Raw genomic sequence first — 16,250 nt, 5'->3', positions numbered from 1 at the left:
GTGACTGTTTTCTCCGGCCCCAAGGACCCATTGTTGGGAGTGACCTGCTCCCCGCGTTTAGTACGGTGACGGTGTAGAGTCCGTTCCAGAGAGGAACGGCAATGAAAAAGCGATTCACCGAAGAACAGATCATCGGTATCTTGAAGGAAGCCGAGGCTGGCCTGAAGCCGGCGGAGCTGTGTCGCAAGTACGGCATCTCGGAAGCGACCTACTACAACTGGAAAGCGAAGTTCGGCGGGATGACGGTCTCCGAAGCGCAGCGCCTGAAGGAACTGGAGCAGGAGAATAGTAAGCTCAAGCGTCTGTTGGCCGAATCGATGCTCGACAACGCCGCGCTGAAGGACTTGCTGGCTCGAAAGTAGCAAGCCCGCAGGCCAAGCGCGAAGCGGTCCGGATATTGATGACCGAACGTGCCATGGGTGTTACCCGGGCCTGCGGGCTGGTAGGGATTTCGCGCTCTCTGTTCTATTACGAATCACGCCGCCGAGTTGACGACGAAGTGCTGACTGGCCGGATGATGGCCATCGCCGCGCAGAAGCGCCGCTACGGCTATCGCCGGATTCACGTGCTGTTGCAGCGGGATGGCTACTTCGTCAATCACAAGCGTATCTGGCGCCTGTACACCAAGGCGGGACTGAGTGTGCGCAAGCGGCGACGCAAGCGTATTGCGGCTGTCGAGCGCACGCCGCTACCGTTACCAACAGGCCCGAATCAGAGCTGGTCGATGGACTTCGTTTCTGACGGGCTGGCCTATGGTCGGCGGTTTCGATGCCTGAACGTGGTCGACGACTACACGCGCGAGTGCTTGGCCATCGAGGTCGATACTTCATTGCCGGGCCTACGCGTTCAGCAAGTGCTCGAGCGGCTCAAGGAGATGCGAGGCTTACCCGCATCCATCACGGTCGACAACGGGCCGGAGTTCGCTGGTAAGGTGCTGGATGCATGGGCCTACGAAGCCGGTGTCACGCTGTCGTTCATCAGGCCTGGCAAGCCGGTGGAGAATGCCTATATCGAGAGCTTCAACGGTCGCTTCCGCGACGAATGCCTGAACGAGCACTGGTTCGTCTCAATGCGCCACGCCAAGCGGCTGATTGAGGAATGGCGTATCGAGTACAACACCGAGCGGCCTCATAGTTCGCTCGGCTATCTGACGCCTGCGCAGTTCGCCCGGGCGCACGACGCGAAGCAGCAGTTTTTAACTTCGGACTCTAACTGCAGTTCGGACTAAAACCGGGGGCAGGTCAGGAGGCCAATACAGCGCAAGCGCGGTACACGGACAACATTTTGTCAGCCCCAGCGGATCAATCCACCGCACCGGATTGGGCGCGTACTGATAGACGTTCAGGCCGCCTTGCAACCCGATCGGATCCTTGCTAACGAACCGCCCGCTACCCGGATCATAGTACCTATGCCGGTTATAGATCGTTGCCCGTTATGCGGCCGTCGTGGATTGCGGTCAGTCCGGCCACGAGGTCGCTTGCCAGTGGTTTGACTTCATCCTCAGCTAGCGCACCGAGCGGCACGACAACGAAACGTTCGTCCCTTCGGAGATCCAGAGCAAAGCAGTAATACCCACCGTCCGTACCGATGCCCACGAATCCCCGGCCCATGCGTGTCGTGATCGAGTACAAGGCATTGAGTTCGACAACTTGCTTAACGGTCCACATGGACAGATAGAGGTCACCAACTTCGCCCTCGCCCCCATCAGACCATGCAAGGAAATTCTTATAGTTCAATGGAAGCAAAACGCCTAGCGTCTTTTCTAGGCCAGCAATTTCTGCGGGGGCGGAGGGGGCGTTTTTGTGGAAGCCGACGCTCAGCAACGCGGTGAAGTCCGTCATTTGATGGCTCCGAGTTTGTCGAAGTATTTGTACGCCTCTTCAAGGCACTCTTCCGGCAGTCGTCCGAGATCCCAGCAGCCCGCATGTCTTGCGACGAATAGTTGAATTGATCCTGGATGCTGGTAGCCCACGGATCCTGGCCTGCAGCCGTCATTGCGTCGCGACGCGCGTTCTGGCTATCGCTGATCGCTCTATGGATCGGGTTTTGTGGGATGAGAATTGCAGGAGCTTCACGATAGTTGTACCCCTCAATTTCGTTCGCCTTAGCCCAACGATCCTGAATGATGTGGTGGCTCTGATAACCAGACGGTCGGGGGCTCGGTTGATTACCGTGTGGCTCAACGCCGCATGGGCACCCGCATCGCTTCGCGAGACCAAGCGGATCAATCCAGCCCGTTGGGTTATCAGCGTATTGATAGACGTTGATCCCGCCTGCAAGCCCGATCGGGTCCTTACTAATGAAGCGCCCCGAGTTCGGATCGTAATACCGATGCCGGTTATAGTGCAGCCCTGCTTACTTGCGTCACCTGTTACGGCTCCAGTATGTCGTACAGGTACACCGTTGGCTGCGCAGGATCGTCCTTCTTCACCCGAAAAACCGCGAAAGCATCCGAACGTCCATCTTCTGAAAAGATCGGCACCTCGATGGATAAGCGATCCAATTTCTGCCCATCAATCTCAAATACATATCCGTCCATTAGAGCTTCATCAGGAATCGCCCCCTCACTTCCTTTCCCAAGCAAGCCTCGAGCGCAGTTGTGTACTCTGACGCGGAGCTCGGCGCAGCTGACCTTGGCATACTAGATCATCAAAATGACCTTACCTCATCTCCTCGTAGATATATTTCACCAACGGCGCGTACATTGGATAATCCATCAACTTACGTTCCATGCTACCTCCTATCGCCGATTCTTCACGGTTCGCATTGGCGAGTCCCCGGTGAACCCAAGCTTTTCGAAATATGGATCAACATGCGCGGCAAATAGACATTTCGCCTCCTGAGCGGGAAGACCAGCTCGCCGAATTGCCTTGTAACCGATTCTTCGCTCGGCGGCGTACGATTCTCCGCCCGCTTGCCGCTGCACGCTTGTAGCTGCGTAATGCTCTGAGCCCAAGCGAGTAGATGGTCCTTCCAGTTGAACTGCGGGCGCCCCGCCATATGAGTAACCGCGCGTTGGTCGATTTCCGGACATCAGCAACCAGAAACAACAAGGGCCGCTCACGCGGCCCCAAGATGTTTCTCAATCGAGTCGTCAGTACAAGTCTAAGAAATCATCGTGTTGCGCGTAGTAGTTCAGGCACTGGATGACTTCTTTCGCCGAAGCCGTTGGTTTTTGCTTATATGCAAGATCGACAACCGCCTGGAAATTTTCACCTGAGTAAAGAAATGCATATCCTCGCTCGTTGACTTCCCGCGGATAGATTTCTTCATCATTGTCATCCACTTGAACGGTGTCGCCGACAAAAATAGTTTGCCCCTCCCGGAGCAAATCTTCAACTGAATCATCCCCGTACACATCGTAGAGAAAAGCCCTGTTGTACTGAGCCGAACGATCCTGCTTAGCCTGAACAAATGCTATGAAATCTTCGATCTGGTACGTCTTATGTTTGAAGTCGCTCATTTTGGACACCCTGTACTTGAATCCAATTTTCCTCGTCGTCCTGGCTCACCGCCGCCCCACTTGTTTCTGCCGCCAGTCCCGTCAGGATGGTAAATGCCATGGTTATCGCGATGATCGTCGAAACTAACCAGATTCAGTTTCCCCGGTTCGTCGTTATGATGCCACGTCATTCCCACAGGACTCTTACTTAAATCTGGGTCCTTCATCCAGTCGGACAAGGCGGGGTTCCGCCCCAACATGTCTCGACGAAATGCAGCATCCGTATTCATCCGGTCGATCAACGCCTTGTTGGCTAAGCGAAACTGCACAGCATCGCTAGCAAAAAACTTGTCTTTCGACAAATCGAAGTCGTGGAATGAGTGAAATTTCCCGGGGCATCCAGGGCGCTTCCGAAGGCCCAGCGGATCAATCCACGCAACCGGGTTCTGTGCGTACTGATAGACGTTGATCCCGCCCGAGAGACCGATCGGGTCCTTGCTGACGAACCGGCCGCTGTTGGGATCATAGTACCTGTGCCGGTTGTAGTGCAGCCCCGTCTCCTCATCTCCCTGCTGCCCCTGAAACCGCAACGGATTCCTGGCGACGATCCCCGCCGCCTTCGACGCCCGCGCGATCACCTCCCGCGCTTCACCCCACGCCTTGTACGAAGCTTCCCACACGACATCGCCATCGTCGTCCGTCAGCAACTGCGGCGTACCGATCTGATCGCAGTGGTAATAGAACACCACCGCATCACCCCGCCGCTCCGGCAGCTTCTGCAGCGGATCTTCCTCCGGCACATAGCGGTCGGTACTCTTCCATTCCGGCGTCGCGATTCCCTCGACCGGCTCCGCCACATACTGCGCCAGCGGCACGAATGTCCCCGGCTCGTACAGATAGTGCGTGCCGCGCTCGCCATCACTTTCGTACGCGAGCGTGTCACCGTCCCACCCGAAGACCGTGCGCTCGCCGTCCACCTCTTTGGCAATCCGGCGGCCGAACGCATCATAGAAATACCGCGCCTGGCTCTGCCGCGACGTCTCCGCAACCCGCGCGGACATCAAGCGATTGAACTGGTCCCACTCGTATTCCTGCTCGCCGGCCGGCGTACGCTTGCGCACGAGATTCCCGCGGGCGTCGTACTCGAAGTGCATCCCCGCATACGCCTTCAGCAGGTTGCCGAGCACCTTCGGCACCTCAACCGGCAACGTGCTGTCCGGCCGCACCGGGCTCGGACGGGAAGCCGGCGTTTCCGTGCTCCGCACCGGATCGATGATGTTGCTCGCAGGATCGAACGCAAACCGTTCCTTCGCGACCGGGCTGATCGCCTCGATCAATCGCCCGACCGGATCGTATCGATAGTCGATCCCGCCTTTGTGACTGTCCTCGATTCGCGACAACTGCCCCGCCGTGTCATAGCGATACCGTCGCTCGGCAAGCGGCGCCGGCGATGTCGCTCGTTGAATCGTCTGCTGCAGCACGCGCCCGGCCGGATCGTAATGCGTGCGTTGCCCGACCTTGCTCGACAGCACACGCACCGTCTCGCGATGAAGATCGTCGCGCTCGAACTGCACACGCTCGTCGCCATCGAGCAGCATCCCGTGCACATGTCCCGAACCATACATGAGCCAATCGACCACATGCCCGTCCGGCCGCACCGTTCTTCGCCGGTTGCCGAGTTCGTCGTACTCGTGATGCCAGACGTAGCTGCGCCGCTCGCCGAACAGATCGTACGCGTGATGTTCGCGCACGAGGTTGCCGGCCGGATCGAAGAAGAACTGCACGCGGCTGTAGCGGTTCACCGCGTCGATCAGCCTGCCGCTTGGGTCGTAGGCGAACCGTTCCTCGCTTTGCCCGGCAACACGCTTCATCAAACGGCCGTTCGCATCGACGTCGATCGCCGTTACGCAGCCGGCTTCATCTACCGAAACGAGGCTGCCGGTCTCCTTGTCGTACTGATAGCGCGTCGACTTGCCGTCGAAGCCGACTTCCTCGATCAGCCGCCCGGCCGGATCGTAATGAAACTGGTACGTCGCAAAGTTCGCATCGGTGAGCGCACTCAGGCGGCCGAGACGGTCATACCGATACGCGAGCGTCTGCCCGAGCGCATCCGCGCGACTCGCAATTCGGCCGACGGCGTCGTAGCCGTATCGCGTCGACCGGTTCAGTTGATCGGTATGCCGTAACAACCGGCCTTCAGCGTCGTATTGCACCTGCTCGACGCCAGCCGGCGAGCGAATCTCGGTCAATTGCCCGTTCGGGCCGTAACGATAAGCGACCATGCCGCCCGACGCATCCTTGCTCTCGATCAGGCGACCGATGTCGTCATAGCGCCACTCGGTCTTCTTGCCCGAGCAATCCGTATAGCTCGCGAGCTGCCCGGCGTCGTTGTATTCGAGGGCCTTCGAGCCGCCCTTCGCGTCGGTAATCTCGGTCGGCAAGCCCTTGCCGTTGTAGCCGTACTTCGTCGCGTGCCCGAGCGGATCGATTTCTTCGACGAGATTGCCGGCATCGTCGTACTTGCGCTCCCACACACTCCCGTTCGGGTCGACGAGCCGGATCATCTGATCCTTGTCGTCGTATGCCATCTCGACGATGCTGCCGTCGGCGCGTTCATGCTGAATCAGATTGCCGCGTGCGTCGTAATCCCGCCGCTCGATGCTGCCGTCCTGACGGATATGCAGAACCAGATTGTGATGCGCATCGCGACGGAACCACTCCTGATTGCCGTCCGGATGGATGATCCGGTACACGTAACCGTGGATATTGAAGTAGTACCGCGTCATCTGGCCGAGCGCATCGGTCACGTAGGTCAGGCGGATATTCGGATGCCATGCGAGCCGGAGATCGAGGCTGCCGTCATCCGCATATTCGCGTATGCATTTGGCATCCGCGTTGTCTTCGGCATCCGCGCCATCCCATTCGAGCGTCATGCCGCGGCCGGTCCGATCGGTATAGCGCGTCACCAGATGGCGGTGATATTGATACGTCCGCGCATTGCCGTGGCGATCGACTGCACGCACGAGATCGCCGTTCGCGTCGTATTCGTAGCTCGCCAGTGCGCGGCGTGCGCCATCCTCGAGCACCTGCTCGATCAGCACGATCCGGCCATGCTTGTCATGCTCGAACGCGAGCACGTTGCCGCTCGCGTCGATCAAGCGCGCCAGTCGATCGACGGCATCGTAGTCGCACGTAATCGTGTTGCCAGCGCGATCCTTTTGCATCGCGAGCCGGAACGCATCTCCACGGCGCTCGTACACGTGCAGTTCGTCATGGCCGTACGCGACCGTCACCCACGTATCGTCGAGTCGCGACAGCGTCAGGTTTTCCGATAGATCGTCGTGCACCGCGCCGACCGCGAGTGCCGGATAGTCGATACTGCGCCCCTCCGCATCGCGATAGATCCATTGACCGTTCTTGACGTCGATGCGTGTCGTATAAGGCGTGATCCATCGCGCACCCAGTTCGCCATTGTCATAGGCCGACAACCGCGAGCGATAAGTGCGTCCCCACACGAGCGGCAGCGCGCCCGGCAGGTCGAAATCCACATGCGAGAACGTTTCGTCGCCGAACGCGAAATCGATGGAAGCCAGCGACGCGCCGACACCGCAAGCCTTGCACGTGCTCTTTCCCGCTCCTTCGGCCGGCGCTTGCGCTTCGGTTTTCTCGAGTCCCTCCTGGCCGCGCGTCTTCTTCGCCTGGCTCTTCCCGGCCGCCTTGACGTCGGCGCTCTGCTCATGAAGCTTCGAGCGTGCCTTGACGCGCCCAACGGCTTCGATCAGTTGCAACACGAGCCACATCATCTTGCCTTCTTCGCTGCCGGCAAGCGAACGGATCGACGTCGCGATCTTCGGCGCTTCGGTCCGCAAGAAGGTCACCGTGCCGCGAAACGGTTCGAGCCACGCATCCGGTGCGAGCTTCGCCACCGTGCCCGCCGTCTTGTTGACCACCTTCTTGCCGAGCGCCTTGGTGCCTTCATATGCGAACTGGATACCGTCGCCGACACGGCTCGGGCTATACCACGGCCGGTTGTCCGCCATCTTCTTCGCAAGCTGCTCCTGGCGCTTCACATTCGCGTTGGCGTCAAACAGTTGGCCATGCAACGCCTTGTCCATGCCCGTCGCCAGCGCGAGCATGATCTCCTCGGACTTGGACGCGCAGCCGTCCAGCAGCTCGACGAGGCCGGCCTTCAGCTTGTTGAGAAAATCTTCGATCTCGGTCGCGCACGTCGCATTGATGTGCGTGACCAGCACGGAGATGATCGCCGCACCGAGGTTGTTGCGCGTCGCCAGCAATTCGTGACGCACGAGCGCGAGCAACGGACGCGCCGACATCCGGAACGGTGCGAGCGTCGGCGGAATCGGAATGATGCCGAGCAGATTGATCGCGAGACTCATGTAGTCGAGCACCTGCCCGCCGCGCTTCTCGACAATCTCGGCAATATCGCCAAGCGCGTCGACCATCGCCATGATGTTGCCGACGATCGGCACCGCGCCGGCAAACGTCTTCACATCCTCGAACGTGATGTGATTGCCGCTGATGCGGCGCAACCATGCGTCGAAGCGGTTGCCGACCGCCGCGACGTCCTTCGGCGAAACATCACTGAGCCAGGTGACGGCCTGTTCCTTCTCGGCGCCCGGTGGAAGTTGTTGTGCCATGTCGTTCTTCGTTCAATTCGTTTTTTTCAAGACGGCTGACAAGCCGCCCTCTCAGGATTTCAGCGGTCCGCCGAACCCGCTCGTCGGCAGTTTCATGCCCGTCGCACCCGCCGCCGACGCCACCGTCGCGGTGCCCTTGCCCGCCATTCCAGCGACGCCAGGCAACGCGCTCTGTAGCGCACCGGACGCCGCATTCGCAGCCGGCGCGGCGAGCGCTGCAAGCCCGCCCTGACGTGCGGCCTGCACCATCCCGGCCACCTGCTTCGCAGCGCCGCCCAGGCTCGAAGCCGTCTGTAGCGCGGAAACGGCGCCTGCCCCACCGAGCGCACTCGCGGCAGCCGGCAATGCGGAACCCGCGAGACCGCCGAGCGCCGCGCCGGCACTGCCACCGCTCACGAGCCCCAACGCCGCCGTGGTCGCAGCGGGCGCCATTCCCTGGAGCTGGCTGGCGAGTTGCCCGCTCGCCGCTGCCTGCGCCGCCTCCGGCGACGGCGCGACCGGCTCCGCCGGCCACTTCGCCTGCTTGAAATAGTTCGCCGGCTGATCCGACTCGCGCGGGTCCTTGCCGAATTCGACCCGTACCGCGCCCGGCGGCAAACCGCTCACGACGGTATGGCCGCTGCTGTCGAGCGCGCCCTTTTTCAGCACGGCGCCGTTCACGTCTCTCACCGTGAACAGCCCGCCCTTCACCGCCTCGCCATTCACGTACTTGTGAAACAGCTCCAGCTGCCCCGGCTGGTCCGGACGCGGGCTCGGCAACGGATACCCCATGCTCGCAGGCCCCGCGAACGTATGCGACGCGCCCTTTACATCTACCGCGCCCGGCGTATGAATCTCGATGTTGCCGTCCTTGATGCGGATATACCCGCCACCGCTCGTCAGCAGAATCCCCTGGTCGGCCGCGATCTCGATCCGCTCCGTTGCGGACACCACCTTCACCGACTTCTGCGCGGTCACCTCGACGTTGTCCGACTGCGCCTGGATCTCGACCTTGCCCTTGCCCGCGAACAGCTTCATCCCCGCGTTCTGCACGAACAGGCTCAGCTTCTGACCGATGCTGCCGATCAGCGACTTGCCCGTCGCGACGTGCACGCTCTGTCCGCTCGCCACGTTCACGTGATCGTTCGCCACCATGTGCAGCGATTGTTGCGTCGACATCCCGATCCCCGACGGGCTGCCGAACAGCATCACCGGCTCCTTGAACGCATTCGCGCTGCCCGTGCCGCCGCCTGCCGTACGCCCGCCGGATGCGTTGCCGGACGCGCTGTCCTGCGTCGCGTCGGTGAACGCGCGCATCGTGTCCTGAGCATCCTTCAGGCTTTCCGCCTGATGCTGCTCGCTCACGCCCGACATCGCCTCGATCAGACTCTCGCCCGTCACGAGCTGCTGCTGCGCTTCCTTCACGTCGAGCGGCTGGCTGTTCGGCGCTTTCGGATGAGTCGTGACGTACAGCCCCTGGCTCGCCCGCACCGCACCATACGCATCAGAGCGCAGATCGAAGCCGCTGCCGAGATACGACCCGCGCGCATTGCCGTTCTGGTCGATGAGGTAACCGAGATGCAACAGGCTGTTCGCACTGCTGCTCATCAGCTGCACGCGGTTCTGTCCGGTTGCGTCGTCCATCACGAGGTGGTTGTAGCCGCTGCCCGAATACTCTTTTGACCGATAGCCGGAGAGAATGCCGTCGCTATGCCACTGCGGCTGGTTCGCGCCGTTGTACACGCGCCCGACCGCGAGCGGCCGATCGCAATCGCCGCCGACGTAGTCGATCAGCACTTCCTCGCCGATGCGCGGCACATGCACGCCGCCGTAGCCCGCGCCGGTATCCGACTGCACGACGCGCACCCAGCACGACGCGTTCTCGTTGCCCGGGTTCAGGCGATCCCACACGAACTGCACGCGAATCCGGTTCAACTCGTCGGTATAGACTTCCTCGCCCTGCGGCCCGACGACGATCGCCGTCTCGAGGTGCATCTTCGGCTTCTCGTGTTCGAACGGGCTGCGATACGGCACGCTCACGCGCTGCGCCTCGACTTCGACCAGATAGAAGCCGACCGAGCCGTCGTCGTGCGGCACGCGAAACGCCGGGTCGGCACCGTAGCCTTCCTGCGCCTGCGTCAACGCTTCGCGCAGGCTGTACGGGAAATCCGCGCTGCTGCTCGCAACCGGCAGGTTGTTCTCGATCCACCACTCGACGCCAATCGCCGCGAATTCGCGCTGGTCGGCCGGATCGCGATCGTGCTCGGGATGATCCGACAGCGTGAAGCGCCGGCCCGCGTCGATCGCACGCACGCCGCCCGCGCCATGGAAGCGCTTTGCCTGCGATTCCCATTCCTCCATCCGGATCTTCGTCAGATGGTCGCCGCGCGTCTGGTCCAGATACGTGTACGCGCCGGTGTACTCGTACACCTCGAGCTGGTCGGGCAATTCGCCCTGACCGGCCATCGTCGGCAGCGTCGTGCCCTTCGGATTCGACGGCTGCGAAGGATTCTTGTAGTCGAACGTGCGCGTCGTGCGCGTCACGCTCTGCAGCGTGCGCGAGCCCGACCATTGCGTGAACCCGTCGGCTTCGCTCGCCGCGCCGCCGCGATAGAAGCGCACCGTTTCCGGCGACAGCGGCGCGAATGCCTGCAGGTTGTCGGTGATCACGAGCGTGTGCGACTTGCCGTCGTCGGCCTGCTGCCATGTGCTGTAGAGGCCTTCGCTCTCCATCAGCCGATGCACGAAATGCCAGTCGGTGTCGTGCTGGCGCGTATATGAACGGCTCGGCAGCGGTTGCGACAGTGCGAAGCGGAAATGCCCCTGCGCCTGCGGATGCTGGTTCAGCACGTCGCTGATGATCTGGTCGACGGTCGTGTCGTTCCAGAGGCGCTGGTCGCGACGAAACTTCAGGAAATGGGTGAAATCGGCGAACGTAAGCTGATAGGTCGTGAGCCCGCCGTCGGCGCCGAGACGGCGCGCGGTGTGGACGTATCCGTTGATCGGCCGGTAGCTGCGATCGCCCCGCTGGATCCACAACGTAACGGGCTGCGCGATCAGCTTTTTAAGTTCCAGATCGCTGTCGGTCGACAGCACGTCGAGCGTGAATTCGTACGCGCGCCCGATGCGCGAACGGCCGACGGCCCGCTGCACGGTCAGCACGTTCGCGCCCAACGGCGTATCGAGCTTCAACAGCCGGTCCTGCTGAAGCAACCCGCCGCGCAAGGCGGCAACAGTGTTCTGCATGTTCATGGCAACGGCCTTTTCTTCTTTTGACGCGCCCTCGGATGGCGCGCTATGCGATTTCGCTCGCGCGATTTTACAGACAAATTACTGCGAGACTCAGAAAAATAACCTGATTTAAAAGAGTTTTTCGTCGCATATTCCGGGCTGTTCGGGCAAATCGTTCGAACGCTTGTTCGACACGCACGCGCCCTGACGTCACGGTGAATTGCTCACCCACGGCCCGCTGAAATCGATTGCAATCAGGGCCAATTCGACTTCCGGCGCGGCCCGGTTGCGAGTAGTGTCTACGTGCCCGTATTCCGGCCCCAGTCCGGGCACGACCGATGCCCGGCGCTCGATTACCACACTGAACACTGGAGATCTGCGATGAAACGTTCGAAGTTCCTGCTGTCGGGCCTGCTGCTCGCGTCGGCCCTCGGTTTCACGGCCGTCGCCGCGCACGCGGAAGACCTGCTCGACTCGGTGAAGAAGGCAGGCGTGCTGCGCGTCGGCCTCGAAGGCACGTATCCGCCGTTCAACTCGCGCGGCACGTCGGGACAGCTCGAGGGCTTCGATGTCGATGTCGCCAACGCCGTCGCCGGCAAGCTCGGCGTGAAGACCCAGTTCATCCCGACCGAATGGAGCGGGATCATCGCGGGGCTGCAGGCCGGCAAGTTCGACGTGATCGTCAACCAGGTCACGATCACGCCACAGCGCAAGGAAGTGCTCGACTTCAGCGAGCCGTACACCTACTCGGCCGCGCAGCTGATCCAGCGCAAGGACGACACGCGCAACTTCAAATCGCTCGAGGATTTCAAGGGCAAGAAGCTCGGCGTGACGCTCGGCACCAACTATGACCAGATGGCCCGCAGCGTGCCGGGCATCGAGGTGCAGACGTATCCCGGCGCACCGGAAAAGCTGCGCGACCTGGCCGCGGGCCGGATCGAGGCGACGCTCGACGATCGCCTGATGCTGCCGTACATGATCAAGACGTCGAACCTGCCGCTGCGCTCGGGCGCGGTGCTCAACGGCGGCAAGCAGGAGATGGCGATCCCGTTCCGCAAGGGCAATCCGAAGTTCGAGAAGGCGATCAACGATGCGCTGGACTCGCTGCGCAAGGACGGCTCGCTGAAGAAGATCTCGATGCACTGGTTCGGCAGCGATGTGACGGTGCCGGTCGCGCAATAAGCGGTTCGCCGCGCTCGTGTTGCGTCACGTCATTCGCTGCGGCGAAGGCGTGACGCCCATCTGCATCACGCTTCCCTTCTCTCAAGCCGCTTCGTCGAAGCGTGCAAGCAGCATCTGGCCGATCGGCGTAAGCGCCGGGCGCGCCGCCACTGCATTCACGCGTACCTGCGTATCGTCGACCAGCCGCTTTTCAACGAGCACGGCGAACGCCGGATTCGACGGGTCGACACTGTCCGGTGCGCGGGCAACGCGCAGCAGCATCGAAAATTCGTGCGGACTCAGCATGGTCCTTGTCTCCTGATCGTCCGCGATCCGGTGTGATCGGCGTCGATCGTGTTTTCGGATGGAGTGGCTCGATGGCATGGGGATGCGGAAATGCGCGGCCGTTTGCGACGAGGGCACGTCGTCGCAAGGAGGCTGGCGCTCCCTGAGCGGGGCGATGTCATCGGATCCGCTGGATGCGTACGCCACCGCTGGGACGTGCAACGTTATTGGGTCATCGTGACGCGGCCGTGACAATAAAAGAGGCGGCGCCAAAGGGGAGTCCGACGGTGCCTACGACGTGTCCAACAACAGTTGCATGATGCACGTGATGGACGTGCTCAACGCCGGCGGAGCCGACGTTCCGGCGCGCGGCAAGCGTGCGTGGGCATTCCTCAACCGTGCTGGCGTCGGCCCACGTACAAAGTAACCGATGACGAGGTAACGACAGATGATGTCTCCAACGTTGTGCGCCAGACATGGCGTCCGGCCGTTCACAGTGGCATCGAAACGTATTGGCGACCGAATTCGCGAGCGAGGACGATTCGAGCGCGAAGAATTGGTGCGGGTGTCGTTGGATCGGCCCAAACGCAGCCAGATTAAATGGATGACTCGCGCGGATCTGGACGAGCATGCGGTAGAGGCCAGCCATGTCGGCGGCGTCGCACATGTCACCGAACTACGAAAGATCGCATTGCTTGACCAGGCGTGCGGGCCTGTTTGCCCGGATTGCCTCGATGAACTGCTCGTGCGTTCGGGCGAACAACCGCACTCGCCGACGCCGGCGTCACGTGCGTTCGACACGGCGATCGTCGCCGAGAATGCGACGGTAAGCGGCCCGCTCGTCAAATGCGGCATTCACGGGATTGTTTTCGGTTCATGCACGTCCCCGGACATGGCAGCCTTGATCGATCTGCGCGACACGCGGCCACCCGGCCCTGTAGTGAAGGTAGTCGTGGTTTCGTCGAAAGCCGAAAACGAATTCTGGTTCGACGAAGCGTTCCTTCGCCGCTCACTCGGAGCAGACGTCGATCTTTCCGACGGCGTCTATCGAATGGAATCGGGCGAGCGCAGCCTCCTTCTGCTCGAAAGCGGAAAATCGGTATGCAGGCACTGCCTGAAGGACTGGCTGCGGCGCAACGGCCTCGCTTAGCGACGTGCGGCAATCTGGCGGATGGTCGGTGCCGGGGCGTGAAGGAAATCCCGCGTGCTCGCGTGCGCACATGCAATACGCTGAAGTGGCTTTGCCGCGCGCCCCGCGTCGGGTTTGTCGGTTCGCGGCGCTGAAACGACGAAGGGCCGGGAGAAAAAATCTCCCGGCCCTTCGTTCAATTTGGTGCCGGCTGCAGGACTCGAACCCGCCACCTGATGATTACAAATCAACTGCTCTACCAGATGAGCTAAGCCGGCGTAAGCCCGAGATTCTACCTCATTTCACGATCTTGAGGCGAGGTCTGCTGCCGCCTTTCGAACCATCGCCGTCGGTTTTTGGCGGTTCGTCGGCCCCCTCGGACGGCTCCTCGTTCGCGCCATGATCCGCAACCGGCGTCAGCACCGCGGGCGACTCGTCGCGTCGCGCCTCCTCGGCCTGCTCGGCATCGTCCTCGAACGCACCCGAATCCTCGCCTTCGCCCGCCACCGCATCGACCTGGAACGCCATTCCCTGCCCGTTCTCCCGCGCGTAAATCGCGAGCACGTTGGCCACCGGAATCTCGATCTTGTGCGCCTTCCCGGAGAACCGGGCAGTGAACTCGATCCACTCGTTGCCCATCTGCAGCTGGCTCGTCGCCTCGAAGCTGATGTTGAGCACGATCTCGCCGTCACGCACGAACTGACGCGGCACGCGCGTCGAGTTGTCGACCCTCACCGCGATATGCGGCGTGTAACCGTTATCGGTGCACCACTCGTACAACGCGCGCAGCAGATAAGGCTTCGTTGAAATCTCTTGCATCACAATCCTCGAACCCGGAGCGGGCACACGGCACGCCGCGCCGCCCGCTCCGTCATGCACTCATTGCACCATCAACGACGCATGACCTTTTCGGACGGCGTCAGTGCTTCGATATACGCCGGACGGCTGAAGATCCGCTCGGCGTACTTCATCAGCGGCGCGGCATTCTTCGACAGCTCGATGCCATAGTGATCCAGACGCCACAACAGCGGCGCGATCGCGACGTCGAGCATCGAGAACTCCTCGCCGAGCATGTACTTGTTCTTCACGAAGATCGGCGCGAGCTGCGTCAGGCGATCGCGGATCGCGAGGCGTGCCTTCTCGTGGTTCTTCTCCGCTGCCTTGCCCTTTTCGTTCTCGAGCGTGCTGACGTGAACGAACAGTTCCTTCTCGAAGTTGAGCAGGAACAGGCGAGCACGTGCGCGCTGCACCGGGTCGGCCGGCATCAGTTGCGGGTGCGGGAAGCGCTCGTCGATGTATTCGTTGATGATGTTCGATTCGTACAGAATCAGGTCGCGTTCGACCAGAATCGGCACCTGACCGTACGGGTTCATCACCGAGATGTCTTCCGGCTTGTTGAACAGGTCGACGTCACGGATCTCGAAATCCATGCCCTTCTCGAACAGCACCAGCCGGCAACGCTGGGAGAACGGGCAAGTTGTGCCGGAATACAGAACCATCATATTTGCGTTTCCTCAAAAAAGCCGAGGGCCGGCACGCAGCGCAACCCCTTTCACGGGTTCCGCCTTGCGCCGGCCCCACGCCGGTCAGGCGTGTTTACTTGATATCTTTCCAGTACGCGGCATTGAGCCGCCAGGCCAGGAAAGTCAGGACACCGAGAAAGACCAGCACCCACACGCCGAGGCGCTTGCGGGTCTGCTGGGCCGGCTCGGACATCCATGTCATATAGGCCACCAGGTCGGCCACGGCAGCATCATAGTCCGGCGACGACAACGTCCCCGGCGTGACCTGCTGGAAGCCGACGAGCGTGTGGACCTTCTCGCCCGTCTCCTCGTCCGTCTTGTCTTCGAATTTGGCAGTGCGCTGCCCCTGCAGTTGCCACAATACATGGGGCATGCCGACGTTCTCGAACACCGCGTTGTTCCAGCCGGTCGGCCGCGTATCGTCGCGGTAGAAACTCCGCAGATACGTGTACAGCCAGTCGCGGCCGCGCGCCCGTTCCTCGACCGACAGGTCGGGCGGCGAGGTGCCGAGCCAGTTCTTCGCGTCTTCGGGCCGCATCGCGACGGACATCGTGTTCCCGACCTTGTCGGTCGTGAACAGGAGATTCTTTTCGATCTCCTTCTGGGATATGCCCAGATCCGTCAGACGGTTGTAGCGCATCAGGTTCGCGCTGTGGCAGTTCAGGCAATAGTTTACAAACAATTGCGCGCCGTGCTGAAGCGAAACGAGATTTTCCGTGTTATCGGGCGCCCGGTCGAGCGGAAAATTACCTTCCGCGCGCACGGCCGGCGCCGCCAGCAGCGCCACGGCCGTCGCCCCGATCAGCGCGAGCGTTGAAAGCAGTTTCTTCATGTCGTTCTCT

General features: G+C 61.4%; 12 protein-coding genes, 1 tRNA gene and 2 pseudogenes. 3 read left to right on the top strand and 12 right to left on the bottom strand.

Annotated elements, in window-relative coordinates; genetic code table 11:
- Window positions 1-101: 101 nt before the first annotated feature.
- A protein-coding gene (locus WI26_RS01875; RefSeq protein WP_155768721.1) for an IS3 family transposase occupies window positions 102-1,228 on the top strand; the annotation gives its coding sequence in 2 pieces (ribosomal slippage) (window positions 102-342 and window positions 342-1,228; 1,128 coding nt in all).
- Window positions 1,229-1,261: 33 nt separating this feature from the next.
- Here WI26_RS01875 and WI26_RS33375 read toward each other — a convergent pair.
- The 7 genes and pseudogenes from WI26_RS33375 to WI26_RS01855 all read right to left on the bottom strand — a co-directional run.
- A pseudogene (locus tag WI26_RS33375) lies at window positions 1,262-1,420 on the bottom strand (RHS repeat-associated core domain-containing protein); the annotation flags it as partial.
- Window positions 1,416-1,841, bottom strand: a complete 426-nt coding sequence (locus WI26_RS01870) for an SMI1/KNR4 family protein (RefSeq protein ID WP_069225060.1) — start codon at window positions 1,839-1,841, stop codon at window positions 1,416-1,418. The gene WI26_RS01870 and the pseudogene WI26_RS33375, both read right to left, overlap by 5 nt.
- A pseudogene (locus WI26_RS32890) lies at window positions 1,726-2,352 on the bottom strand (RHS repeat-associated core domain-containing protein); the annotation flags it as partial. The pseudogene WI26_RS32890 and the gene WI26_RS01870, both read right to left, overlap by 116 nt.
- Before the next feature lie 19 nt (window positions 2,353-2,371).
- Window positions 2,372-2,539 carry a hypothetical protein gene (locus tag WI26_RS32065; RefSeq protein ID WP_155768726.1) on the bottom strand — a complete coding sequence of 56 codons (168 nt, stop codon included), beginning with the start codon at window positions 2,537-2,539 and terminating at the stop codon, window positions 2,372-2,374.
- Between the two features lie 555 nt (window positions 2,540-3,094).
- The gene (locus WI26_RS01865) at window positions 3,095-3,463 is read right to left on the bottom strand and encodes a DUF7716 domain-containing protein (RefSeq protein ID WP_069225059.1); all 369 of its coding nucleotides are present in this window, start codon (window positions 3,461-3,463) and stop codon (window positions 3,095-3,097) included.
- Window positions 3,460-8,100: an RHS repeat-associated core domain-containing protein gene (locus tag WI26_RS01860; RefSeq protein WP_069225058.1), complete on the bottom strand. Its 4,641-nt coding sequence runs from the start codon at window positions 8,098-8,100 to the stop codon at window positions 3,460-3,462. Before WI26_RS01860 ends, WI26_RS01865 begins: the two co-directional genes overlap by 4 nt.
- Window positions 8,101-8,151: 51 nt before the next feature.
- Entirely contained in the window at window positions 8,152-11,331 is a 3,180-nt protein-coding gene (locus WI26_RS01855) for a type VI secretion system Vgr family protein (RefSeq protein ID WP_069225057.1), read from the bottom strand.
- 360 nt (window positions 11,332-11,691) lie between these two features.
- Here WI26_RS01855 and WI26_RS01850 point away from each other — a divergent pair, with 360 nt between their 5' ends.
- Entirely contained in the window at window positions 11,692-12,492 is an 801-nt protein-coding gene (locus WI26_RS01850) for a transporter substrate-binding domain-containing protein (RefSeq protein WP_059468318.1), read from the top strand.
- 81 nt (window positions 12,493-12,573) lie between these two features.
- Here WI26_RS01850 and WI26_RS01845 read toward each other — a convergent pair whose 3' ends face one another.
- Window positions 12,574-12,777, bottom strand: a complete 204-nt coding sequence (locus tag WI26_RS01845; protein ID WP_059449797.1) for a hypothetical protein — start codon at window positions 12,775-12,777, stop codon at window positions 12,574-12,576.
- Between the two features lie 427 nt (window positions 12,778-13,204).
- Here WI26_RS01845 and WI26_RS01840 point away from each other — a divergent pair, with 427 nt between their 5' ends.
- Window positions 13,205-13,906, top strand: coding sequence for a hypothetical protein (locus WI26_RS01840; protein WP_155768725.1), 702 nt, complete (start codon window positions 13,205-13,207; stop codon window positions 13,904-13,906).
- A 181-nt stretch (window positions 13,907-14,087) separates the two neighbouring features.
- Here WI26_RS01840 and WI26_RS01835 read toward each other — a convergent pair.
- From WI26_RS01835 to WI26_RS01820, 4 genes are all read right to left on the bottom strand, one after another.
- Window positions 14,088-14,163: transfer RNA gene (locus tag WI26_RS01835), tRNA-Thr, on the bottom strand.
- 19 nt (window positions 14,164-14,182) lie between these two features.
- Window positions 14,183-14,704, bottom strand: coding sequence for a ClpXP protease specificity-enhancing factor (locus tag WI26_RS01830; RefSeq protein ID WP_059593715.1), 522 nt, complete (start codon window positions 14,702-14,704; stop codon window positions 14,183-14,185).
- Window positions 14,705-14,775: 71 nt separating this feature from the next.
- Window positions 14,776-15,387 (bottom strand): glutathione S-transferase N-terminal domain-containing protein, encoded by a 612-nt coding sequence (locus WI26_RS01825; protein WP_006400565.1) that lies wholly within the window; start codon window positions 15,385-15,387, stop codon window positions 14,776-14,778.
- A gap of 94 nt (window positions 15,388-15,481) precedes the next feature.
- Window positions 15,482-16,240, bottom strand: coding sequence for a cytochrome c1 (locus WI26_RS01820; RefSeq protein ID WP_059449800.1), 759 nt, complete (start codon window positions 16,238-16,240; stop codon window positions 15,482-15,484).
- Between the last annotated feature and the right edge of the window lie 10 nt (window positions 16,241-16,250).

The sequence above is a fragment of the Burkholderia diffusa genome (assembly GCF_001718315.1).
Taxonomy (GTDB): Bacteria; Pseudomonadota; Gammaproteobacteria; order Burkholderiales; family Burkholderiaceae; genus Burkholderia; species Burkholderia diffusa_B.
Note: the sequence above shows the minus strand (reverse complement) of the source record. Positions and strands in the feature narration are given on the sequence as shown.

Excerpts from the sequence above, each read along its gene's own strand:
- WI26_RS32065 (WP_155768726.1), bottom strand. The coding sequence starts at position 2,539 with ATGGACGGATATGTATTTGAGATTGATGGGCAGAAATTGGATCGCTTA.
- WI26_RS01825 (WP_006400565.1), bottom strand. The coding sequence starts at position 15,387 with ATGATGGTTCTGTATTCCGGCACAACTTGCCCGTTCTCCCAGCGTTGC.
- WI26_RS01865 (WP_069225059.1), bottom strand. The coding sequence starts at position 3,463 with ATGAGCGACTTCAAACATAAGACGTACCAGATCGAAGATTTCATAGCA.
- WI26_RS01840 (WP_155768725.1), top strand. The coding sequence starts at position 13,205 with ATGATGTCTCCAACGTTGTGCGCCAGACATGGCGTCCGGCCGTTCACA.
- WI26_RS01855 (WP_069225057.1), bottom strand. The coding sequence starts at position 11,331 with ATGAACATGCAGAACACTGTTGCCGCCTTGCGCGGCGGGTTGCTTCAG.
- WI26_RS01820 (WP_059449800.1), bottom strand. The coding sequence starts at position 16,240 with ATGAAGAAACTGCTTTCAACGCTCGCGCTGATCGGGGCGACGGCCGTG.
- WI26_RS01830 (WP_059593715.1), bottom strand. The coding sequence starts at position 14,704 with ATGCAAGAGATTTCAACGAAGCCTTATCTGCTGCGCGCGTTGTACGAG.
- WI26_RS01860 (WP_069225058.1), bottom strand. The coding sequence starts at position 8,100 with ATGGCACAACAACTTCCACCGGGCGCCGAGAAGGAACAGGCCGTCACC.
- WI26_RS01845 (WP_059449797.1), bottom strand. The coding sequence starts at position 12,777 with ATGCTGAGTCCGCACGAATTTTCGATGCTGCTGCGCGTTGCCCGCGCA.
- WI26_RS01850 (WP_059468318.1), top strand. The coding sequence starts at position 11,692 with ATGAAACGTTCGAAGTTCCTGCTGTCGGGCCTGCTGCTCGCGTCGGCC.
- WI26_RS01870 (WP_069225060.1), bottom strand. The coding sequence starts at position 1,841 with ATGACGGACTTCACCGCGTTGCTGAGCGTCGGCTTCCACAAAAACGCC.